This is a genomic window from Rhizobacter sp. SG703, from assembly GCF_012275445.1.
In the GTDB taxonomy this organism is placed as follows: Bacteria; Pseudomonadota; Gammaproteobacteria; order Burkholderiales; family Burkholderiaceae_C; genus Rhizobacter.
In genome coordinates, this window is sequence record NZ_JAAZQK010000003.1 from 391490 (window position 1) to 413734 (window position 22245).

Sequence of the window (22245 nt, forward strand, 5' to 3'; positions counted from 1 at the left end):
GCAGTGCCGGGGTGCCGCGGGCTATGGGTCCCGCCCCGGCTCCCGCAGCCGCAGCAGCGTACGTTGCAGCAGGCGCGCGTCCGCACTCGCCCGGTGTCGCGTCAGCCCCAGCTCGTTGCTGACCGCCTGCTTGGTCGCATACCAGTCGCGCGCTTCGACTTCGGTCAACAGCGAGCGCAGGTTGTCCAGCCGGAAGCCGGGCACCAGGCCTGCTTCTTCATACAGCGCGCCGAGCCAGGGGTAGTCGTGCGCCCAGCCGTCGCTGTAGAGCGTCAGGCCGTGCAGCTGGTCGTTCAGCCATTGCGCGACCTCGGTCACCGGCCGGCCGTGCACCAGCAGCGTCTCGCGGTGGATCTGGTGCACCTGCTCGGCGGCCGGGTCCCAGTGCGTCCAGTGGCGCGCCGGCCGGATCAGGCTGCAGAAGCTGCTGCCGTCGGGCAGCACGTAGCCGACCTCGATCGGGTAGCTGTCGCGGCCGAAGCCCGAGGCCTCGATGTCGAGGATGGCCGGGGCGCCCGCACCTGCGGCGGCGGGCCGCGGCCCACCCGCGGACGACACCGCCGGCACGGACGAAAGCGGCTGCACGAGGGCCATGCGGCAGCTTAGGCAATCGGCGCGCCAGCCGTCCGGGGAGAAGCCCGCGGATTGCCGTTCGTTTCCACTCCTTTCAGCGGTTGGCTGAGAACCCTTCAGCCCGACGCATGGCGCGAATCGGCGTAGGACCGCAGGCGATCGGTCGTGTCACGGCTTCGCGCCGCGTTGCTGCCGCAGGCGGCGAAGAAGGAGGTGGTCAGCGTGACGATCGCCATCAGCAGGTGCAGCAGCAGCCAGTTGACGCCCAGGAAGGCGAGCAGCGCCCCCGGTGTCTGGACCGCCAGGTCCCGCGTAGCGGAGCCGAACAGGATCTTCCCGATGCCGAGCAGCGCCAGCACGGCGATCGCCGCGGCGGCGTACCGTAGGTTTTGCCGGCCCGGTCCGTGCGGCGCGGCGTGCAGCACCAGCGGCCGCAGTTGCTCGATCAGCTGCCCCCGTCTCGACACCTCGTGCAGTCCCACCACCTGCAGCGGCAGCAAGGCGTAGGACAGCATCCAGAACATCAGCAGCGCATCGGGGCCCCGGCCGGCGGGGCCGAGGTCGCCCGGCAACATCAGCACGGCGGCCGCATCGCCGATGCCGAAAGGGATGGCCGTCAGGCAGCTGTATGCGCCGCCGACCAGCAGGGCGATCGGCGGCACCAGGGTGCACATGCGGCGCAGGTGGTGGCGCGCCACGCGCCACGTCAATCGGACCGCGACAGGGGCCCAGGCGGCCGAGCCCGTCGATGCATGGGGGTGACTCATTTGGCTTCTCCCTGAACGGTGCCGACCTGCCATCGGCCGCGCCGCAAGCGTAATCAGAACGGCGCCAAAGCGGCTCATGCCCGGCCATACAAGTTGTTCATGCTGCGTTCTGTGAAATGCATGGCCTGCACGGTGTCTGCGCGATTGCCGACTAACAGGGCCAGGTGTGTCGGATCGGTTCATGAAGCTGCCACACGGGCACCGCAGACTGCGCGCTTTCATGCATCACCGAGGACGAATCGAATGGACCGCCGGATCTTCTTGTCGAACGCGTTGCTGTTGGCGGGTGCGGGCACCGTGCCGGGGCTGTCGTCGGCCCAGCCGGCCCAGTCCGGTGCGGCCGCGGTGGTCACGCGCGATGCGATGCGTCCGCAGTTTCCGTCCGGCGTGCAGTCGGGCGATGCGCGGGCCGACAGCGCGATCGTCTGGACGCGCAGCGACCGGCCGGCGCGCTTGTGGGTCGAGTGGTCGAGCACGGCGAGCTTCGCCAACCTGAACCGCGTACGCGGGCCGCACCTGCTGGAAGACAGCGACTTCACCGGCCGCGTCGACCTGACGGGCCTGCCGGCCGGCCAGGAAGTGTTCTACCGCGTCGTGCTGCAGGACCTGCACAACGAGCGCGTGCTGTCCGAGCCGATGCCGGGCCACCTGCGCTTGCCGGCGGCCTCGCATGGCAAGCCGTTGCGCGATGTGCGTTTCGCGTGGAGCGGCGACACCGCCGGCCAGGGCTTCGGCATCAACGAGGCCTGGGGCGGCATGAAGATCTACGAACAGATCCGCAAGGTGAACCCCGATTTCTTCCTGCACAGCGGCGACACGATCTATGCCGACGGCCCGATCGCCGCGCAGCTGAAGCTGCCCGACGGCAGCACCTGGAACAACCTGGTGACCGAAGAAGTCAGCAAGGTGGCCGAGACGCTGAACGAATACCGCGGGCGCTACCGCTACAACCTGATGGACGCCAACATCCGCCGCCTGTCGGCCGAGGTGCCGCAGATCTGGCAGTGGGACGACCACGAGGTCAGCAACAACTGGTCGGACTCGAAGGACGTGTCGGGCGACGCGCGCTACACCGAGAAGAACGTGCCGCTGCTGGTGGCGCGCGCGAGCCGCGCGTTCCTCGAGTACGCGCCGCTGCGCCGCGGGCCCGATGCCGAGAGCGAGCGGGTGTACCGCCACCTGCCGCAGGGGCCGCTGCTCGACGTGTTCGTCGTCGACATGCGCAGCTACCGCGGCCCGAACGGTGCCAACCTGCAGACCGACGAGACTGGCGAGAGCGCGTTCATGGGACGACCGCAGATCGCGTGGCTGCTCGACGGGCTGAAGCGTTCGAAGGCGACCTGGAAGGTGATCGCCGCCGACATGCCGATCGGCGTGCAGGTGCCCGACGGCAAGGATGCGCAGGGCCGCGACAAGTGGGAGGCGATCGCCAACGGCGACGACGGCGTGCCGTTGGGCCGCGAGCTGGAGATCGCGCGGCTGCTGCGCGAGATCAAGCGGGCGAGCATCAAGAACATCGTCTGGCTGACGGCCGACGTGCACTACACGGCGGCGAATTTCTACGACCCGCGCAAGGCGAAATTCACCGACTTCCTGCCGTTCTGGGAGTTCATCTCCGGCCCGCTGAACGCCGGCAGCTTCGGGCCCAACAAGCCCGACGCGACATTCGGCGTGCAGGTGGTCTACGAGAAGGCGCCGCCGGCGCAGAACGCGGCGCCGAGCGAGGGCTACCAGTTCTTCGGGCAGGTCGACATCGACGCGAAGACCAAGGCGTTCACGGTGAACCTGAAGGACCTGACCGGGGCGACGCTGTTCACGAAGACGCTGCGTGCTGCTTGAGCGCTGTCTCTGCGCGCGCAAAGGCGCGGGGGGCGGTCATCGACCCTGGCGGGGCCGATGACCCCCCCGCGCCTTTGCCGGCACCGCTCGCTGTGTTGGGGGGGAAAAGATTGAAGTGACCGACGAGCGCGCCGGCGCTCGCATGCTCGTCGGTCACTTCAATCTTTTCCTCCCCCAAGAGCGGGTGGTGTTGAGCGGCGGGTGGGGGGATGGGCTGGGCTGGGGGCGATTTCTGGGGTGACGGAGAAGATCGGCTTCGGGGATGGCGGGCGCAGCCCGCTTCGTGGACTGACTCATCGGCACTGTTTGACCACAACGAACGAAGTGAGTGGAGGGAGTTTGCCGATGCATCCCCGAAGCCGATCTTCGCAGTGGAGTCGGCCCGCCAGGGCCGACCACCCCGGCATGAGCCCCCAGCCCAGCCCATCCCCTCACCCGCCGCGACGCGACGCGCCGCACGATCACGGAACTGCGATCTTCACGATCCCGCCACGTCCGAGGATGTACAGCGCGTTGTCCGCCCCAACCAGCATGTCGACCGGATCCGCGTCGAGCTTCGCGAACGCGTACGCGGCATTCCCGTTCGCCAGGTCGACCCGGCCGACGGTGTGCGCGACGTAGTCTGCGAAGAAGTAGCTGCCGCGGTACATCGCCGGGAAGTTGCCGCCCGCCGGGTAGAACGCGCCGCCGGCAATGCACTGGCCGACGAAGAAGCCGCCCGGGCCGTTGCCCTCCGGGTTGGTCGCGCTGTGCTTGTACGTGAACAGCGGCCCGGTGATGCCGGCAGTCACGCGCTCGTTGCCCTCGGAGCCCGGCCAGCCGTAGTTCGCGCCGGCCGTGCCGACGTTCACTTCCTCCCAGGTCACCTCGCCGACGTCGTTGATGTGGATGCGGCCGTCGCTCGGACGCACCGCGAACGTGAACGGGTTGCGCAGGCCGTAGGCCCACACCGCACCAAAGTCCGCACCGTTGCTCGCCGCGTAGAACGGGTTGTCGGTCGGGATCGTGCCGTCGTCGTTCAGTCGCAGCAGCTTGCCGAACAGGCTGGTCTTGTCCTGTGCCGGCGAGCCGCGCGCGTTGTCGCCGACACCCACATACAGCTTGCGGTCGTTGCCGAAGTGCATCGCGCCGCCGTTGTGGTTGGTCGCGGCCGACAGCGCCGGCAGGTCGAAGATGACCTTCGGCGCACCGGGGCCCGCGAAGTCGCCGGCCGCGGTGTAGCGCGTGATGCGGTTGTGCGTGCCGTTCTGCGTGGTCGTGTGATAGACGTAGACCCAGCCGTTGGTCGCGAAATCGGGGTGCAGCGCGACGCCGATCAGCCCGCGCTCGCCCTGCGAGTCGACCGTCAGCGTCACGAAGGGCTGGGCCTGCAGCACGCCGTTCTTCACGACGCGCAGCGTGCCGCCCTGTTCGGCGACGAACAGGCGGCCGTCCGGCGCCTGCGCGAACGCGGTCGCGCTGTTCAGCCCGGCCACCCACGATTCGTTCTTCGTGAAGCCCTGCGGCAGCGCCACCGAGCCGCCGAACTTGACGGTGACGATGGTCCAGTCGGAGCGGTTGCCGGCGGCGTCGCGGGCACGCGCACGGATCACGTGCTGGCCGCTCGCATGGTTGGCGGTGACGATGCTCGCGGTGAACGGTGCCGCGGTGTCTTCGGCACCGAGCGCCGCGCCATCGAACTGGAACTCGACCCCGGCCACGCCGACGTTGTCGGTCGCGGCAGCAGTGATGTTCAGCGTGCCGGTCAGGTTGGTCGCGAGGTTGGCTGGCGCGGTGATCGCGATCGTCGGTGCCTGCGTGTCGGGGCCTTGCGGCGTCGTCACGGTGACCGCGACCGCGGTGCTGGTGGTGGTCGCCCCGGTGTTGTCGGTGGCGCGCGCGGTCAGCGAATGGGCGCCGGCCGCGGCAGGCGTCCACGAGAACGAGTAAGGCGCGCTGGTGTCGGCGTTCAGCAGCGTGCCGCCGTCGAAGAACTCGACCTTCGCGACCGTGCCGTCCGGGTCGGCCGCGGTGGCCGTCAGCGTCATCGCGGTGCCGACGGTGCCGGTGGCCGCGGCCGCGAGCGAAACCGTCGGCGGCTGGTTCGTCACCGGGCCGAGGTCGGTGAAGGTCGCGGTGTAGGTGGTGTCGGCCGCCGGGGTCGAGATCGTGTGCGTGGCCGTACCGCCATCGCTCCAGGTCGCGAAGCCGTAGCTGCGGCCATTGAAGGTCTGCGTGGCGGCGCCGACATCGCGCTCGATGCCGACCACGCCGGTGAAGGTGTTCGGGCCGGTCACCGGCTGGCCGTCGATCGTCAGCGCCAGGCCGGCCGGCACCGTCGCGAGCGTGACCTGCGCTTTGCGCGGCTGCACGTCGCGGGTGACCTCGTTGACGTTGCCGTTCGAATCGGTCGCCTTCAGGTGGAATCGGTACCAGATGTTCGACGAGGTTTCACCGCGCACCGGGATCGTCACCGTGCCGCCCGCACCGGGCGTGGCCAGCTGGAGCGGGTGGGTGTGGGCGTCGTGGTGCAGGTCGGCCCACCAGCTGAGCGAGGTGGCGGGCAGCGTGCCGTCTTCGACGTCGGTCGCGCTGCCGGCGAAGGTGAGGGTATCGCCGGCCGCGAAGGTCGTGCCTTCGGCGGGGCTGTCGATGCGCGCGGTGGGGGCGTTGCCGACCGGCGCCGGCGGGTTGGCCGGCGTGTCGCCGTCGCTGCCACCACCGCAGGCGGCCAGCAGCAGGCTGCAGCCCAGCGCGGCCAGCCGCATCTTGTTCAGGGGAGAAAGAATGGCAGCCATGAGGATCCCTTGTGTCTCTTTGCGCCGCATTGTGTCTTCCCTTTCCGGCTCTTGCACGGCAGGGGTGTGACCGATCGCAACCCGGTATCGGTCACCCCCTCGCGAACGCTCAGGTCGGCGCGATGCGCACGATGTTGTTGCGCGTCAGCACCAGCAGCGCGCCGTCGGTGGCCACGCGCAGGTCGACCGGTTCGCCGACCGTCTTCGCGAACGAATAGACGGCGTTGCCGTTCGACAGGTCGACGCGGCTGATCTCATGGGTCGTGAAATCGGCGAAGAAGTAGTTGCCCTGGAAGCGCGCCGGGAAGCTGCCGCCCACCGGGTAGAACGCGCCGCCGGCAATGCACCGGCCGATGATGAAGCCGCCGATCGCGCTGCCCGGCGGCGTGGCCGCGGTGTGGCGGTAGGTGAACAGCGGGGCGGTGAACGCGGCGGTCAGGTTGTCGGGACCCTCGGAGTTCGGCCAGCCGTAGTTGGCACCGGCGATGCCGACGTCGATCTCTTCCCAGGTGTTCTGGCCGACGTCGTTGATGTGGATGCGGCCGTCGCTCGGGCGGATCGCGAAGGTGAACGGGTTGCGCAAGCCGATCGCCCACACGGCCCGCGCGTTGCCGGTGTTGGTCCCGTAGTACGGGTTGTCGGTCGGGATGGTGGCGTCGTCGTTCAGCCGCAGCATCTTGCCGAACAGGCTGGTGCGGTCCTGGGCCGGCGCGCCGAGCCCGCCGTCGCCGACGCCCACGTACAGCTTGCCGTCGATGCCGAAGTGCATCGCACCGCCGTTGTGCATCGTCGTGGTGAGCGTCGGCAGGCCGAACAGCGCGGTCGGCGGGCCGGCGGCGACGTCGCCGTTCGCCGTGAAGCGGCTGATGCGGTTGTGCGTGCCGCCGTCGTTGGTCGTGTAGTAGACGTAGACCCAGCCGTTGGTCGCGAAATCCGGGTGCAGCACGATGCCGCCGAGCCCGCGCTCGCTGCCCTCGGTGTTGACGTTGGCCAGCGTCGCGAACGGCGTCGGCAGCAGCACGCCGTTCTTGATCACGCGCACCTCGCCGGTCTGCTGGGCGACGAAGATGCGGCCGTCGGGCGCCTGGGCGAACGAGGTCGCGCCGGTCAGCCCGCCGACCAGCGCGGTCTTCGTGAAGCCTTCCGGCACCTGCACGTCGTTGCCGAACTGCACCACCCGCGTGACCCACGCGGAGCGGTTGTTCGAGGTGTCGCGGGCGCGGGCGCGGATCACGTGCTGCCCGGTGGTGAGGCGGGTCGTCGTGATGCTGGTCATGTACGGCGGATTGGTGTCGTCGTCGCCCCACAGCGCGCCGTCGACCTGGAACTCGACGCCGGCGATGCCGACGTTGTCGCTCGCGTCGGCGGTGATGTCGATGCGACCGGTCAGGTTGGCGGCCAGGTCGGCCGGCGTGTTCAGCACCAGCGTCGGCAATTGCGTGTCGGCGGCCGTCGCGTCGGGCACCTGGGCCCCGACGGCCGCCGCGCGTTCGCCGGTGGTGGCGTCGCCGGCGGTCGTCCCGTCGCCGCCTCCGCCCCCGCAGCCGCCGAGCAACAAGCCGCTGCCCAGCACCATGCATCCGATCGTCGATCTCCAGTTCGCCATGACGGTCTCCCCAAGGTTTGGTGGAGGGCGACGGCAATCGGTGTGCCCATGCCGCCGCGGCCGGCAGCATGGGCCTGTCGCCTTCGCGACAGGGCGGCCGCGGGTTGATTCCGTAGGCCTTGCCGGTACGGCGCGGTATACCTTGCCGATCTTTCCGGGAGTCGACCGTGAACCCGTTGCCCGAAGTTCCACCGCGCCCGCATCACCGGATCTGGCCGCGCCGCCTGCCGCGAGCGCTGGCCATCCCGTCGACCACGCTGTGGTTCAACCTGGAGGTGGCCGCGCAGCGCTTTCCGGACAAGCCGGCGTACCTGTTCTTCGGCCGGCCGCTCGATTTCCGCACGCTGCGCGAGCAGGCCGAGCGGGTGGCCGGCTGGCTGCAGCAGGCCGGCGTTCAGGCCGGCGACCGGGTCGTGCTGTACCTGCAGAACTGCCCGCAGTACGTGGCGGCGTACTACGGCATCCTGCGTGCCAACGCGGTCGTCGTGCCGGTGAACCCGATGAACAAGGCCGACGAATTCGGCCACTACATCACCGACCCGGAAGCCCGCGTCGCGATCTGCAGCGCCGACCTGACCGGTTTCGTCGCGCAGGCGAATGCCGGGCTGCCCGACGCGCAGCGGCTGCGCCAGGTGCTGGTGGTGCGGTATGCCGATGCGCTGCCCGACGCGATCGACGCCGGCATCGCGCCGCCGCCGGCGATGGAGGCGTGGTTGCGCGCCGACCCGCCGCTGCCCCTGGGCACCCCCGAGCGCTACATCCGCTGGACCGATGCGCTCGCGCAGCGCTGCGTGCCGGGCCCGCACACCGCGCAGCCGGACGACCTGGCCGTGCTGCCGTACACCTCGGGCACCACCGGGCTGCCGAAGGGCTGCATGCACACGCACCGCACGCTGATGGCCAACGCGGTGGGCGGCTGCTGGGGCAACGCCGGTGCCGAGACGGTGAGTCTGGGCGTGGTGCCGATGTTCCACATCACCGGCATGGTCTATGGCGTGCTCGGGCCGGTCTACAACGGCAGCACGACGGTGCTGATGCCGCGCTGGGACCGCGAGCTGGCCGGCCGGCTGGTCTCGCGCCACCGGCCGACGCACTGGACCTGCATCCCGACGATGATCATCGACCTGTTCGGCAGTCCCAACTACAAGAGCTTCGACCTGTCGAGCCTGCGCTACCTGAGCGGTGGCGGCGCCGCGATGCCGCAGGCGGTGGCCGAGCGGCTGCAAGCGGAGTTCGGGCTGACCTTCGCCGAAGGCTACGGCCTGACCGAGACGGCGGCGCCGAGCCATGCCAACCCGCCGGAGCGCGCGAAGCTGCAGTGCCTGGGCATCCCGATCTTCGGCGTCGACTCGCGCGTGGTGGACCCGCTGACGCAGCAGGAGATGCCGGTCGGCGAAGTGGGCGAGATCGTCACGCACGGGCCGATGGTGTTCCAGGGTTACTGGCGGCATCCGCAGGCGACGCAGGCGGCCTTCATCGAGATCGACGGCCGGCGTTTCTTCCGCACCGGCGACCTGGGGCGCATGGACGACGAGGGCTATTTCTTCATCACCGACCGGCTGAAGCGGATGATCAACGCGAGCGGCTTCAAGGTGTGGCCGGCGGAGGTGGAGGCGCTGCTCTACAAGCACCCCGCGGTGCAGGAGGCCTGCGTGATCTCGGCCCGCGACGCCTACCGGGGCGAGACAGTGAAGGCGGTGGTGGTGCTGCGCGCCGAAGCGCGCGGCCTGACACGCGAGCAGGACATCGTCGACTGGGCGCGCGATCACATGGCGGCGTACAAGGCGCCGCGGCTCGTGAGCTTTGCCGAGAGCCTGCCGAAGTCCGGCGCCGGGAAGGTGCTGTGGCGGGTGTTGCAGGAGCAAGAGACAAAGTCGACGTAAGCCGGCCTTTTTTTCTCGACGGTATCCGGGCTTTCCAGCAGGGCGCCGGCGCGGTCGCGCCTCTAACATCCGCGCTGATCGAAAAACGAACGGTCGTGCTGATTTGCGCGGCGTTCCCCTCGGCCTCGGCTGGATTCATTACTGGGAAGCAGGAGACACGGATGCATCAATGGAAACGCAATGTCGTCGCGCTGTGCGCGGCGGCACTGGTGGCAGCTTGCGGCGGCGGCGGCAGCGACACGACGACCAAGGTCAACATCACCGCGGTGAAGGTGATGGGCGACAGCCTGGCCGACTCCGGCACCTTCGGCTTCAAGGCAACGGTGCAGGGCACCGATTCGCTGGTCTACCCGGAGCGCGTCGCGCTGAACTACGGCATCACGTCGATGTGCAGCTACTACACGCCGACGAGCGCGACCACCTTCACGCCGAACACCGCGAAGACCGGCTGCACCAACTACGCGATCGCCGGCAGCCGGATCAACAACTACAGCGCGCCGACCTCGCAGCTGTCGGTGATCCAGCAGATGAAGGACGCGACCGCGACGGCCAACATCGGCGCCAGCGAGCTGGCGCTGATCGACGGCGGCGGCAATGACGCGGCCGACCTGGTGGGCGCCTACCTGAAGGCCGCCTCCGACGGCGGTGCGAGCTACCTGGCCCTGCTGAAGACGGAGCTGGACCCGACCACCGTCGACACCCAGGCCGCCACCGGCGCAGCGGGCCTGGCCACGCTGGGCGGCATGTACATGGTGGCGGTGGCGACGCAGTTCAGCGCGGCCATCGATGCCAACATCCTCGCCAAGGGGGCGAACTACGTCGCCATCCTGAACATGCCCGGCATCACGAACACGCCGCGCTTCCAGCTGGTGCTCGGTTCGATCGCGGCCAAGGCCGTGCAAGGTGGCGCGACCGATGGCGGTGCCGCGGCCCGTGCCCAGGCCGAAGGCCTGTTCAAGAAGTGGATCGAAGCCTTCAACGGCACGCTGGCCACGCACTACGCCGGCAACGGCAAGGTGGTCGTGGTCGACTTCTACACCTCGTTCAACGAGGAAGTGGCGATCCCGGCGCAATACAGCCTGACCAACGTCACGACGCCGGCCTGCCCGGCCACCGGACTCGGCGCCGACGGCCTGCCGGTCTACAGCTTCCCGACCTGCACTGCGACGGCACTGTCGGCCGCGCCGCCCACCGGCGTGACCGACCCGAACTGGTGGAAGAGCTACGCCTTCTCCGACGGCTTCCACCCGACGCCGTATGCCCACCAGCTGCTCTCCCAGCTGATCGCGCGCAGCCTGGCCACCAAGGGCTGGCTGTAACCCCCGGATGCACGAAGGAACAAGAACCATGAACAAGACATTCAAGTGCATCGCGCTGGCCGGTTGCGTGGCCAGCCTGTTCGCCGGCGCCAGCGCCAGCGCGCAATCCGCCGGCTCGTGGCTGGTGCGGGCCGGTGCGGTGCGCATCGATCCGAAGGTCGACAGCGGCGACCTGAGCTCGCCGGCCTTCCCCGGCACCAAGGCCGACGTCGATTCGAGCACCCAGTTCGGCGGCGGCATCACCTACATGTGGAGCGACAACTGGGCGATCGACCTGCCGCTGTCGATGCCGTTCAAGCACGACATCAACGGTGACGGCGCGATCGCCGGCGTCGGCAAGATCGGCGAGACCAAGGCGCTGCCGATCACGCTGATGGGGCAGTACCGCTTCCTGGAGGCGAGCTCGCCGTTCCGCCCCTACGTCGGCGCCGGCATCACCTACGCGAAGTTCTACAAGGAGAAGGGCACCGCGACGCTGACCGGCCTGACTGGCGGCACGAGCGCGAACCCGACCACCTTGAAGGTCGACTCGAAGCTGGCCCCGACGATCGCGATCGGCGCGAGCTACAACGTCAACGAACACTGGTTCGTCGATGCGACCGTGCTGAAGACTTTCCTGAAGACGACCACGACCTTGTCGACAGGGCAGACGCTCGACATCAAGCTGGATCCGCTCACCACGGCGGTCTTTGTCGGCTACCGCTTCTGACCGGAGCGGTGTCGGGTGAAGGCCCTGCCGCCAACCGCGGCAGGGCTTTTTTCATGGGTGACCCGGCGTCCGTTCACGCCGCCAGCTTGAACACCGCCACCGTGTTCACCAGGTCCTGCGCCTGCGCCTTCAGGCTCTCGGCCGCGGCCGCGCCTTGCTCGACCATCGCGGCGTTCTGCTGCGTCGTCGTGTCCATCTGCGTCACCGCCTCGCCGATCTGCGACACGCCGGTGCTCTGCTCGCTGCTCGCGGTGCTGATCTCGCCGACGATGTCCGTGACGCGGCGGATCGAGGTGACGACGTCCTGCATCGTCGTGCCGGCACGGTCGACCAGCAGCGTGCCCTGCTCGACGCGCTCGACGCTGGTCGAGATCAGTGCCTTGATCTCCTTGGCCGCGTCGGCGCTGCGCTGCGCGAGCGTGCGCACCTCGCCGGCCACCACCGCGAAGCCGCGACCCTGTTCGCCGGCACGCGCGGCTTCGACCGCGGCGTTCAGCGCCAGGATGTTGGTCTGGAACGCGATGCCGTCGATCACGGCGATGATGTCGACGATCTTCTTCGAGCTGTCGTTGATGCCCCGCATCGTGTCGACCACCTGGCCGACCACGTCGCCGCCCTGCGCCGCGACGTCGCAGGCGCTCTGCGCCAGCACATTGGCCTGGCGGGCGTTGTCGGCGTTCATGCGCACCGTGCTCGACAGCTCGTCCATCGCGGCGGCGGTCTGCTGCAGCGCGCTGGCCTGCTCTTCGGTGCGGCCGCTCAGGTCGTTGTTGGCATGCGAGATCTCGGCCGATGCGGTGGCCACGCCCTCGGCATTGCGCCGCACGTCGCTGACCAGCTCGGCCAGCCGGTGGCGCATGCCGCCGAGCGCACCCAGCAGCTGCGCGCATTCGTCACGCCCCTCGGCATGGATCGGCTTCGACAGGTCGCCCTCGGCGATCGCCTGCGCCGAATCGACCGCCTGGTGCAGCGGGCGCGTCATCGAGCGCGTCGCGAGCACCGCCAGCAACAGGCCGGCCAGCACCGCGAACACCGCGCCGCCGGCCAGGATGCGCTGGCCGCTGAGCGCCACCGCCAGCGTCTGCGCCTGGCTGGCTGCCAGCCGCTCTTCCATGTAGGTGTCGATCGCGGCCAGTCCCTTCAGATAGGTTTGCGCGAGCGGCAGCAGTTCCTTGTCGACCTGCGCAGCGACGTCTTCGCCGGCTTGCTTGCGCTTGAACAGCGCGACGCGCGAGACGCGGTAGGCCTCGCGGCGCGTCGCCACGTCGGCCATCAGCTGCTTGCCGGCGTCGTCCTGTACCAGCTCGTCGAGCTTCTTCTGCATCTCGCTGATCGAGGTGGAGGTCGCGTCCATGTCGCGCTTCAGCGCATCGATGTAGGCGGCGTCGCTCGCCTTCAGCGACGCTGCGGTGCGCACCCAGTTCAGGTTGATGTTGGCGGCCCAGCGCGCCGCGAGCGACTGGCGCTGCATCTCGGTGGTCGCCAGTTCCTGGCTGGCCGCCTTCAGCGTTTCGAGGCGCCACACGCCGATCGTCGACACCACCGCGGTGATCGCGAGGATCAGCCCGAAGGCCATCCCCAGCCGCTGGCCGAGTTTGAAGTGGTTGAGCTTCATCGAAGCAGCTTTCCATCAGTTGAACAACAGGGTTTGGAGCCCTGCATCGATCGTAAAAAGATGACGGATGTACCGGTGCCGCGAATTGATGGCGTTTCAGGCGCCAGTTCGGTGTCCGGCATGTAGGACAGCGGCGACACCCACGGGGGCTGCGCGACTACAGCCGGTCGCGCCGTCGGCCCGCTTGGGAACTCGACGGCTGTCTTTACCGTGGAGGCCCCGAATCACTCACAACAAGGAGAACACCATGACGCTCGGTACCATTCTTTTGATCGTGCTGATCCTGATCCTGATCGGCGCGCTGCCGACCTGGCCGCACAGCCGCAGCTGGGGCTACGGCCCGAGCGGGGGGCTCGGCCTGGTGGTGATCATCCTGATCGTGCTGCTGCTGATGGGACGGATCTGAGTCGATGACGGCCCCTCGCTCGCCGGGTACCTCGAGCGATCCCCGAGGAGATGCGGGCCGGCTTGGGGCGGCCCGGCGCTCGGCCCGCTAGAAGCGCGACCCCGGCTGCTGCAGGAACAGCGCTTCCTCGGGCGAAGACGCCCGCCCGAGGATCTCGTTGCGGTGCGGGAAGCGCCCGAAGCGCGCGATGACCTCGCGGTGCTTGTGCGCGTAGGCCAGCATGTCCTGCAGCACCGGCGCCTCCTGCGCCAGCCGGGTGAAGCGCGCCACCGCCTCGTCCTGGCAGGCCAGGTCTTCGGCATGTTCGAACGGCATGTAGACGAAGGCGCGCCACAGCGGCGGCAGGTCCAGGTCGAGCCCGGCGTCGCATAGCGCGCGGGCTGCCTCCAGCGCCAGTGCATCGCCGGCGAAGGATCGCTCGCGGCCGCGGAACACGTTGCGGGTGAACTGGTCGAGCAGCAGGATGCGCGCGAGCGCGGCATCCGCAGACGACTGCCAGTCGGCCAAGCCAGCGGCCAGGGCCTCGTCGATCAGCAATCCGAAGCGCTCGGCGATCTCCTGGTCGGTTTGCGCGCTCTTCGTGAACCACAGCGCGCGGACCTCGCCCGGCCCGGGGCCGAACCACCAGTCGAGCACCTCGGTCGCGCGCGGGTCGATCATCGGTTGGCTCTCAACGGCCCAGCTGCTGCCACAGGTAGCTGTACTCCAGCGCCTGCAGGTGCGCGCGCTGCTCGTTGTCGGCCGCGCCGCCGTGGCCGCCCTCGATGTTCTCGTAGTACAGCAGCTCGTGCCCCTGCGACAGCATCAGCGCCGCCATCTTGCGCGCATGGGCCGGATGCACCCGGTCGTCGCGCGTCGACGTGGTGAACAGCACCTTCGGGTACTTCCCGCCCTTGCGAACATTTTGGTAGGGGCTGTACTTCGAGATGAAGGCCCATTCGGCCGGGTCGTCCGGGTTGCCGTATTCGGCCATCCAGGAGGCGCCGGCCAGCAGCGTGTGGAAGCGCCGCATGTCGAGCAGCGGCACCTGGCAGACCACCGCGTTGAACAGCTCCGGGCGCTGCGTGAAGGTGGCGCCCACCAGCAGGCCGCCGTTGCTGCCGCCCATGATGCCGAGGTGGCGCGGTGCGGTGATCTTCTGCGCGACCAGGTCTTCGGCGACCGCGATGAAGTCGTCGTAGCTGCGCTGCTTGTTCGCCTTGACGGCGCTCTGGTGCCAGGCCGGACCGAATTCGCCGCCGCCGCGGATGTTGGCCACCACCAGCACGCCGCCGCGCTGGTACCACGCGCGGCCGAAGCTGCCCGAGTACCACGGCTTCAGCGAGATCTCGAAGCCGCCGTAGCCGTACAGCAGCGTCGGGTTGCTGCCGTCGGCCTTGGCGCCCTGCGGCCACACGACGAAGTAGGGCACGCGCGTGCCGTCCTTCGAGGTCGCGAAGCGCTGCTCGGCCCGCATGCCCTTCGCATCGAACAGGCCGTTGCGCGCCTTCAGCAGTTCACGCTGGTCGTTCGCGGTGCTCGCGAGGTACAGCGAATCGGGCGTCAGGAAATCGGTGTAGGTCAGCAGGTAGCGCTCGGCCAGCGGGTCGTTCTTGATCAGCGGGTCGTGCAGGCTGCTGATGCCCAGCGCGCCGGGGAAGGGCGCGGCGATCTCGCGCCGCGTGAAGCCGTCGGCGCCCTTTTTCCACTGCTCCAGCTTGCCGGCAACGTTGTCGAGCACGTTCAGCAGCACGTGGTCGCGGGTGGTGGTGTAGCCCGCCAGCGAGCGCGTCGGCGTCGGCGTGAACAGTGCGCGCAGCTTGCGCTCGCCACGCAGGTACGCGGCGGCATCGCCGTACAGCAGCGCGCCGCTGGGGAACCGGTCGGCACCGGCCTGGAAGTCGCTGCGCAGGTGCAGCAGGATCGTGTCGCGCAGGAAGCTCACCGACGCGTCGTCCGGCACGTCGATCCTGACCAGCTTGTCGCCATTCAGCAGGAACTGGTGGCTGTTGTAGAAGTCGATCGCGCGGGCGAACACGATGCGCTCGAAGCCCGGCGTGCGGTCGACGCTGACCGACACCGCGACGTCCTTGGATTCGCCTTCGAACACCGTGACCGCGTCGGCCAGCGGCGTGCCGCGCTTCCAGCGCTTGATGACGCGCGGGTAGCCCGAATCGGTCAGCGAGCCGGGGCCGAAATCGGTGCCGACGTAGATCGTGTCGCCGTCCAGCCAGTCGACGTCGGACTTGGCTTCGGGCAGCGTGAAGCCGTCTTTCACGAACTGCTTCGTGACGGCGTCGAACTCGCGCACCACCTTCGCATCGGCGCCGCCGCGCGACAGCGACACCAGGCAGCGGCGGTAGTCGGGCCCGAGCACCGCGGCGCCGCCCCAGACCCAGTTTTCCTTTTCGGTGGCGCCCAGCGCATCGAGGTCGATCACCGTTTCCCAGGCCGGCTCGGCCTTGCGGTACTCGGCCAGCGTGGTGCGCCGCCACAGGCCGCGCTTGTGGTGCTCGTCCTGCCACAGGTTGTAGAGCCAGTCGCCGCGGCGCGAGACGGCCGGGATGCGGTCCTTCGCGTTCAGCACTTCGAGCAGCTGGCTGCGCGTCGGCGCGAACTCGGGCCGCGCGGTCAGCTCTTTCTGCGACGCTGCATTGCGCTCGCGCACCCAGGCGAGGGCGCGTTCGCCCTGCACGTCTTCGAGCCAGGCGAACGGGTCGGCGGGTGCGGCGGAGGCGGCTGCAGAAGCGGCGGAAGCGGCAGAAGCGGCAGAAGCGGCAGCGGAAGAAGCAGGGGTTTGCGACATGGCAGACGGGGCGCTCAGGGTCAGCAACGGGGTGGCGGCGGCGCCGAGGGTGCCGGCGAGCAGGCGGCGGCGGGTGGCGGAAACGTCGGACGTCAAGCTCAGGCCCTCAGGAATGCGGTTTCGGGATGGCGCTCCATGTAGACGCGCACGTAGGAGCACAGCGGCTCGATCTTCAGGTTCTCGGTCATCGCGTGGTCGAAGGCAGCTTCGACCAGCTCGGCCGCGATGCCGCGGCCCTGCAGCGCGGGCGGCACTTCGGTGTGCGTCATCTGCATGACGCTGCCGGCCAGGCGGTAGTCGGCCACGCACAGGTGGCCCTCGACGGTGGCTTCGAAGCGCTGCTGCGCCAGGTTGTGGGTGACGAGCACGGGATGGCTCATGGCCTGTTCTCCATCGACGGCTGAAAGATCAACCGGAGTCTGCCAGCACCGCCGCCATTTTTTTCAAGGGATTTCGTGCAGCGTGGGGCTTCTCGTGCATCAGGCCTCGCGCATCAGGCCTCGGGCGTGAGCCGCTGCGGCGTGACCTCGATGCTGCGCGTGCCGTCGCCGACCCAGACCGTGCCGTCCTGCACCGTCACCTGCAGCTGCATCGTGCGTTGCGCCAGCGCGGCCAGCGCCTGGCTCTGCTCGGCCGGCACCTGCCACACGGCCAGGTTGCGCGCGCGGGTGATCCTGGTCGCGATGCCGGCCCACCAGATCGGCGTGCTGTGGCTGAAGCTGTACACCACCACCCGCTCGGCGCGCGGGCTCGCCTTCATCAGCCGCTTGTCGTCGGGCTGGCCGACCTCGATCCACTGCATGATCTGGCCGGTCAGGTCCTTCTGCCACAGGTCGGGCTCGTCGGTGTCCCACAGGCTCTTCGCGAACTCGAGCGCGCCGTTGTCGTTGTCGGCCGGCACGTTCAGCGCGAAGGCGAGCAGCCGCATCATCATCCGCTCGTCGGTCTCCGACGGATGGCGCGCGATCGTCACGCCGTGGTCGCCATAGACATGGCGGTCCATGTCGGCCAGTTGCAGCGTGGCCTTGTAGATGGTGGCTTTCAATGCCATGGCGAGAAGTCGTCCGGAAAAGCCGAAGGGGCCTGGATTAGACCAGACCCCTTCGGCGTGGAAGCGGGACGCGGCTTACCAGCGGTCCGAGCGCATCAGCGGTTCCCACTGGCCGTCGCGGCGGCGGTACACCGTGATCGCGCCATAGGCCTGCTCGCCATCGGCGGTGAAGCGCATCGAGCTCGTCACCGGCGACACCGGGTCGATCGAGTGCAGCTTTTCGCGCAGCTTGATCGGGTCGACGCTGTCCGAACGGCGCATCGCATCGGCGATCACGTACATCGCGTCATAGGCGTAGTGCGCGCCCCACACCGGATCGGCCTTGAAGACGGTCTGGAACTTCTTCAGGAAGGCCGGGCCGGCGGCGAACTCGCGCGGCTCCAGCGCGCTGGAGGTGACGTACAGCGTCGTGACGTCGTTCGGCGCCTTCGCCAGCTTCTCGGTCTTCGACGAGTTGGTCGACAGCACCGGCACGCCCGACAGGCCGGCCGCCTTCATCTGTTCGAACAGCGGCAGCAGCTGGTTGTCGCGCAGCACGGCCACCAGCACGTCGGGCGGCGTCGCCTTCAGCTTGGCGACGAAGGCGGCGAAGTCGGTGGTCTTGTTGTTGACCGATTCGTTCAGCGTGACCTTCTTCTTCAGCTTGCCGAGGGCCTCGCTGACGTCCTTGCTCATCGGGCGGCCGAACGCAGTGTCTTCGAAGACGATCGCGACGTTGTTCGCGTTCAGGCTCTCGGCGATGTAGCCGCCGATCGCGCGCGCCTGCAGGCCGTCATTGGCAACCAGGCGGAAGGTGTTGCCGTCGCCCAGCTTGGCCAGATCGACGGCCGACGAGGTGTACAGCTGCGGGATGTTGGCGCCCTTGTAGATCGGGATCGTCACTTCGGAGATGTCCGAGCTCAGGTGGCCGATCACCGCGGTGACCTTCTGGTCGACCAGTTCCTGCGCAACCTTCTTGGCCGTTTCCTTGTCGGCCTTGTCGTCGACGGCGACGACCTCGATCTTCACGACCTTGCCGGCCACCTTGAAGCCCGACGCATTCAATTCGTCGGCAGCCATCTTGACGCCATTCAGCAGGTCCTGGCCCCGCGCGGCCGACGGGCCGGACAAGGGCTGCGCCACACCGATCTTGATGGTGGGCGGAATGCTGGGTCCGCAGGCCGCCAGCAGGGCGAGGGAGGCGGCAGCCACGACCGATGACAGCCGGGCGGGACGGAAAATGCGCATGCGGGGTTCTCCAGAGTTTGAGCGAACGTCATCGAACGGTGCGATGACGTAGACGAAGCAGTGACAAGTTGTCTCAGTAGAAATGTATCTGCATCAATGCCCAACGCAAGGCAGGCACTCACTGCCAAACGCGGCAGGGGTGACAATTCGCACATCGCCGCCCATTCAAATTCCCGAAATGACACAGAAGAAGTTCGACCTGGCCAAGAACCTGGCCTTGAAGATCAACAACCAGATGAAGGCGGGCGGGGTGCCCGGGCGCTTCGGCCAGGAGGCGACAGCGCCGGTCGACAAGCGCGAGCAGCGTCGCCGCGATGCCGCCGCCGGGCTGGTGCCGTTCGCCTGCAAGCTTCCGTCCGAGCTGGCGCAGCAGCTCAACGAGCGGGCGGTGGCACACGAGGGCGGCATGACCGGGCTGCTGGTCGAGCTGCTCGGCAAGGCGCTCAAGAAAAAATAGATCGCCCGCCTTGCAATAGGGACGGCCCTCCGGGCGTACACAGGGGATCCTCACACCCACGGAGACCCCCGATGAAGACCCAGACCATCGTTCCGCTGCTCGGCGCGCTCGTGCTCGCTGCCTGCTCGTCGATGTCGTCGATGATGGGCGCCCCGGCGCCTGCGAAAAGCACCGACGGCATGCTGGTCGGCGCCGCCAACGGCATGACGCTCTACACCTTCGACCGCGACACTGCCGGTGCCGGCAAGAGCGTCTGCAACGGCCCCTGCGCGACCAACTGGCCGCCGCTGATGGCCGACGATGCCGCGAAGACCAGCGGCGACTGGAGCGTCGTGACCCGCGACGACGGCAAGAAGCAGTGGGCCTTCAAGGGCAAGCCGCTGTACTTCTGGGCCAAGGACGCGAAGCCGGGCGACAAGACCGGCGACGGCTTCAACGGCGTCTGGCACACCGTGAGCCCTTGAGCCCCCACGTCGCTTCGCTCCTGCCCCCCGAGGGGGCGCCTCCCGAGAGGCCCGGCAAAGCCGGTTCCTCCGGGAATTGCTTGATGGGCACCGCGCGGCGCGCGTGCGTGCGCCGCGTGTCGACCGTGCTTCAGGCGTAGACCGTGACCACCTGGTAGCCGAGCGCCGCCAGGTCGCCGGTCGGCGACCACAGCTTCGACACCTGGTTCACATACCCGCCGGCCGCGGCGATCGCGTCGGTGTCGATGCGCCACCAGCCCTCGGCTTGCAGTTCGTGTGCGACCGGTCGCAGCTCCAGCTCCCACGACACCGAACTGGCCGGCGTCGGCCGCTTGAAGCGGCTGAGCGCCGGCGTCGGCGGCGCATCGGCCAGCAGCACGGTCAGCAGCTCCAGCGGCAGCGGCTGCGGCTCGCCTTTCGGACGCAGGTGGATGCGGCTGTGCCAGCTCTCGGTGCCGGTGAACGGCAGCCCGCCGTCGGACCAGCGCATGTCCAGGTGCTGCATGAAATTCGGTGCGACGCCGGGGATGAACGGCAGTGCCGGCGTGTCGTCCGGCCCGCGCTCGATCGACGGCATCGCAGGCGCCAGGCCCGGCAGCGTGGTCTCGCGCTCGCTGCCGAACACGCCGAGCAGCAAGGCTGCGGTCTCGCCGGCCTGCAGCACGTGGGCCTGGACCTGCCGCACGTTCTTGCCTTCGCGCAGCACCCGCACGGCCACCTGCACCGGGCCCTGCGCGACCGGGCCGATGAAGCTGGTCTGCAGCGCGCGCAGCTGCACGCCGGCCGGCCAGCCCGCGCCGGCCACATCGCGCATCGCCTGCACGGCCAGCGTCGAGATCAGGCCGCCGAACGAGGTGCGGCCCTGCAGCCAGTCTTCGCTGACCTCGAAGTGCACCGCATCGCCGTCGCGCGTGCGCGCCGCGAGCAGTCGGGTCAGGGGAACGAAGTCGGCCATGGTGGTTCTCGAAGGTCGGAGGGCAGGGGCAAGGGTCAATGATTGGAGGCGGCCGGGGTGCTGTCTGCCGCGCAGGCGACAGCCGGCAGTTCGCGCCGCTCGGCATCGCTGCGGCGGCCGAGTTCGATCAGCGCCATCACGTCGATGGCCTGTGCGGCCGGCACCGGGTTCGCTGCGCCGGCAACGATCGCATCGCGCACGCCGGCGTAGTAGGCCGGGTAGTCGCCGTGCCGCAGCGCGACCGGGCGCGACTGCAGCGTCTCGCCGTCGAGGCCGAGGGTGCTCAGCGTCGCGGCCTGCGTGTCGAGGCCCCAGTCGGTACCGGCGAGGGGCCGATGACCGGCCTTCAGCGCGTCCTCCTGTGCATCGAGCCCCCATTTGACGAAGCTGCCGCGCGTGCCGTGCACCGCGAAGCGCGGGCCGGGCAGCGCGGTCAGCGCGCTGGCGCGCAGCGTCACAGCCAGCCCGCCCGGGTAGGCGAGGCGGGAGTCGAAGGCGTCGTCGTTGACGGCGCCGTCGCGCTGCCGCGCCAGGTCGACCCGCAACGATTGCGGCCAGCCGAACAGCTGCAGCGCCTGGTCGAGCAGGTGCGGGCCGAGGTCGAACCACAGCCCGCCGCCGACCGGCGACTGCTCGCGCCAGCGCTGCCGCACCAGCGGGCGGAAGCGGTCGAAGCGCGATTCGAGCTCGACGACGCGCCCCAGTTCGCCGCCCGCCAGCAGGGCGCGCAGCGTCAGGAAATCGCCGTCCCAGCGCCGGTTGTGGAACACCGACAGCACGTGCCGGCGCTCGCGCGCCACGGCCTGCAGCTGCTGCGCCTGGGCCAGCGTCACGGTGAACGGCTTGTCGACGACCACGTGCTTGCCCGCCTGCAGCGCCGCGAGCGCGAGCGGGTGGTGGCTGTCGTTCGGGCTCGCGATGACGACCAGGTCGATGTCGTCGCGCGCGCACAGCCGCACGGGATCGGCCTCGACCGGCAGCCCCGGCCAGTCGCGCGCGACCTTGGCCGCGTCGCTGCTCGCGAAGCCGGCCAGCCGCAGCCCGGGGACGCTCGCGATCAGCGGCGCATGGAAAGTCTGGCCGGCGTAGCCGTAGCCGACCAGGCCGACACGCACGGCCGCGGTGGAAGAGAGGGGCATGCAGGCGGTGTCCAGCAGAATGTCCGAGGAGGGTGGCGGGACACTGTAACGGAGGCGGGTGCGCGGCAATGGCATGATGCGCGCCGCACTTTCTGAAGGATGCCCCGGAATGAGTTTCGCTCCCCGCCTCGCTGCCGCCCCCTGGGTGCTTGCTGCCTGCATCGCCGGCCTGGCCACGATGCCCGCCCTCGCGGCCGACAAGCCGAAGAAGGAGTCGACGCTCGGCAAGGCCAAGGCCGGCGCGCCCTTCCTGACCAAGGAACAGCTGCGCGCCTGCATGGCGCAGAACGACCGCATGAAGGCGCAGCTGGCCGAGACGCTGCCGCTGCAGGGCGCGCTGAAGAAGGACGGCGACGACCTGGCGGCCGCCGGCGACACGCTGAAGGCCGATCGCGAGAAGATCGACACCGCCGACGCCGCCGCGGTGCAGGCCTTCAACGAACGCCTGGCCGAGCGCGACAAGGCGGTCGAGGCCTACCGGGCCCGCAGTGCCGCGTACAACACCAAGGTCGAGGCGTTGCAGGCCGACCGGGCCTCGTATGCGACGAACTGCGACGGCCACCGCTATTTCGAGGATGAGGAATTGCAGATCAAGGCCGGCAAGTAAGGCGGCAAACCGCGCGGGCAAAAAGCGCCGGCAAAAAACAGCGCCGGCACGGCCTCCTAGAATCGA

20 protein-coding genes are annotated in these 22245 nt (G+C 69.1%); 8 read left to right on the plus strand and 12 right to left on the minus strand.

The window, feature by feature from the left end; translation table 11 throughout:
* Window positions 1–21: 21 nt before the first annotated feature.
* Together FHT26_RS07375 and FHT26_RS07380 are read right to left on the minus strand one after the other, a co-directional pair.
* Entirely contained in the window at window positions 22–594 is a 573-nt protein-coding gene (locus FHT26_RS07375) for a 3'-5' exonuclease (RefSeq protein ID WP_246867763.1), read from the minus strand.
* Between the two features lie 95 nt (window positions 595–689).
* Complete coding sequence (locus FHT26_RS07380; protein WP_168559497.1) at window positions 690–1340, minus strand: hypothetical protein; 651 nt, start codon at window positions 1338–1340, stop codon at window positions 690–692.
* Window positions 1341–1583: 243 nt separating this feature from the next.
* Here FHT26_RS07380 and FHT26_RS07385 point away from each other — a divergent pair, with 243 nt between their 5' ends.
* Entirely contained in the window at window positions 1584–3179 is a 1596-nt protein-coding gene (locus tag FHT26_RS07385; RefSeq protein ID WP_168559498.1) for an alkaline phosphatase D family protein, read from the plus strand.
* Window positions 3180–3640: 461 nt separating this feature from the next.
* Here FHT26_RS07385 and FHT26_RS07390 read toward each other — a convergent pair whose 3' ends face one another.
* Both FHT26_RS07390 and FHT26_RS07395 read right to left on the minus strand, forming a co-directional pair.
* Window positions 3641–5956: a PQQ-dependent sugar dehydrogenase gene (locus tag FHT26_RS07390; protein WP_168559499.1), complete on the minus strand. Its 2316-nt coding sequence runs from the start codon at window positions 5954–5956 to the stop codon at window positions 3641–3643.
* A 109-nt stretch (window positions 5957–6065) separates the two neighbouring features.
* Window positions 6066–7562: a PQQ-dependent sugar dehydrogenase gene (locus tag FHT26_RS07395; protein ID WP_168559500.1), complete on the minus strand. Its 1497-nt coding sequence runs from the start codon at window positions 7560–7562 to the stop codon at window positions 6066–6068.
* A 167-nt stretch (window positions 7563–7729) separates the two neighbouring features.
* Between FHT26_RS07395 and FHT26_RS07400 the strand changes: the two genes are divergently transcribed.
* The 3 genes from FHT26_RS07400 (at window position 7730) to FHT26_RS07410 (ending at window position 11473) form a co-directional block, all read left to right on the plus strand.
* Window positions 7730–9445, plus strand: coding sequence for a long-chain fatty acid--CoA ligase (locus FHT26_RS07400; protein WP_490362774.1), 1716 nt, complete (start codon window positions 7730–7732; stop codon window positions 9443–9445).
* A 161-nt stretch (window positions 9446–9606) separates the two neighbouring features.
* Window positions 9607–10764, plus strand: coding sequence for an SGNH/GDSL hydrolase family protein (locus FHT26_RS07405; RefSeq protein ID WP_168559501.1), 1158 nt, complete (start codon window positions 9607–9609; stop codon window positions 10762–10764).
* Window positions 10765–10792: 28 nt separating this feature from the next.
* Window positions 10793–11473, plus strand: a complete 681-nt coding sequence (locus FHT26_RS07410; protein ID WP_168559502.1) for an OmpW/AlkL family protein — start codon at window positions 10793–10795, stop codon at window positions 11471–11473.
* 73 nt (window positions 11474–11546) lie between these two features.
* Here the strand turns inward: FHT26_RS07410 and FHT26_RS07415 are convergent, their stop codons facing one another.
* A complete protein-coding gene (locus FHT26_RS07415; protein ID WP_168559503.1) occupies window positions 11547–13088 on the minus strand; it encodes a methyl-accepting chemotaxis protein in 1542 nt (513 codons plus the stop codon).
* A 247-nt stretch (window positions 13089–13335) separates the two neighbouring features.
* Here FHT26_RS07415 and FHT26_RS07420 point away from each other — a divergent pair, with 247 nt between their 5' ends.
* A complete protein-coding gene (locus FHT26_RS07420; protein ID WP_082541628.1) occupies window positions 13336–13494 on the plus strand; it encodes a DUF3309 family protein in 159 nt (52 codons plus the stop codon).
* Window positions 13495–13581: 87 nt separating this feature from the next.
* On the opposite strand, the gene FHT26_RS07425 is transcribed toward FHT26_RS07420, so the two are convergent.
* From FHT26_RS07425 to FHT26_RS07445, 5 genes are all read right to left on the minus strand, one after another.
* On the minus strand, window positions 13582–14154 hold the full coding sequence (locus FHT26_RS07425) for a DUF924 family protein (protein ID WP_168559504.1): 573 nt from the start codon (window positions 14152–14154) through the stop codon (window positions 13582–13584).
* Window positions 14155–14164: 10 nt separating this feature from the next.
* Window positions 14165–16279, minus strand: coding sequence for a prolyl oligopeptidase family serine peptidase (locus tag FHT26_RS07430; protein WP_168559670.1), 2115 nt, complete (start codon window positions 16277–16279; stop codon window positions 14165–14167).
* Between the two features lie 98 nt (window positions 16280–16377).
* A complete protein-coding gene (locus FHT26_RS07435) occupies window positions 16378–16659 on the minus strand; it encodes a GNAT family N-acetyltransferase (protein WP_168559505.1) in 282 nt (93 codons plus the stop codon).
* 113 nt (window positions 16660–16772) lie between these two features.
* Complete coding sequence (locus FHT26_RS07440; protein WP_168559506.1) at window positions 16773–17330, minus strand: YaeQ family protein; 558 nt, start codon at window positions 17328–17330, stop codon at window positions 16773–16775.
* Window positions 17331–17405: 75 nt separating this feature from the next.
* Window positions 17406–18557, minus strand: a complete 1152-nt coding sequence (locus tag FHT26_RS07445; protein WP_168559507.1) for a branched-chain amino acid ABC transporter substrate-binding protein — start codon at window positions 18555–18557, stop codon at window positions 17406–17408.
* A gap of 178 nt (window positions 18558–18735) precedes the next feature.
* On the opposite strand from FHT26_RS07445, the gene FHT26_RS07450 reads away from it, so the two are divergent.
* Window positions 18736–19014, plus strand: coding sequence for a hypothetical protein (locus FHT26_RS07450; RefSeq protein ID WP_168559508.1), 279 nt, complete (start codon window positions 18736–18738; stop codon window positions 19012–19014).
* Between the two features lie 71 nt (window positions 19015–19085).
* The gene (locus tag FHT26_RS07455; protein WP_168559509.1) at window positions 19086–19478 is read left to right on the plus strand and encodes a COG4315 family predicted lipoprotein; all 393 of its coding nucleotides are present in this window, start codon (window positions 19086–19088) and stop codon (window positions 19476–19478) included.
* 130 nt (window positions 19479–19608) lie between these two features.
* On the opposite strand, the gene FHT26_RS07460 is transcribed toward FHT26_RS07455, so the two are convergent.
* Window positions 19609–20433 carry an acyl-CoA thioesterase gene (locus tag FHT26_RS07460; protein WP_168559510.1) on the minus strand — a complete coding sequence of 275 codons (825 nt, stop codon included), beginning with the start codon at window positions 20431–20433 and terminating at the stop codon, window positions 19609–19611.
* Window positions 20434–20468: 35 nt separating this feature from the next.
* Window positions 20469–21572: an oxidoreductase gene (locus FHT26_RS07465; RefSeq protein ID WP_168559511.1), complete on the minus strand. Its 1104-nt coding sequence runs from the start codon at window positions 21570–21572 to the stop codon at window positions 20469–20471.
* 109 nt (window positions 21573–21681) lie between these two features.
* On the opposite strand from FHT26_RS07465, the gene FHT26_RS07470 reads away from it, so the two are divergent.
* Window positions 21682–22179, plus strand: a complete 498-nt coding sequence (locus tag FHT26_RS07470; protein ID WP_157597707.1) for a hypothetical protein — start codon at window positions 21682–21684, stop codon at window positions 22177–22179.
* Window positions 22180–22245: the final 66 nt, after the last annotated feature.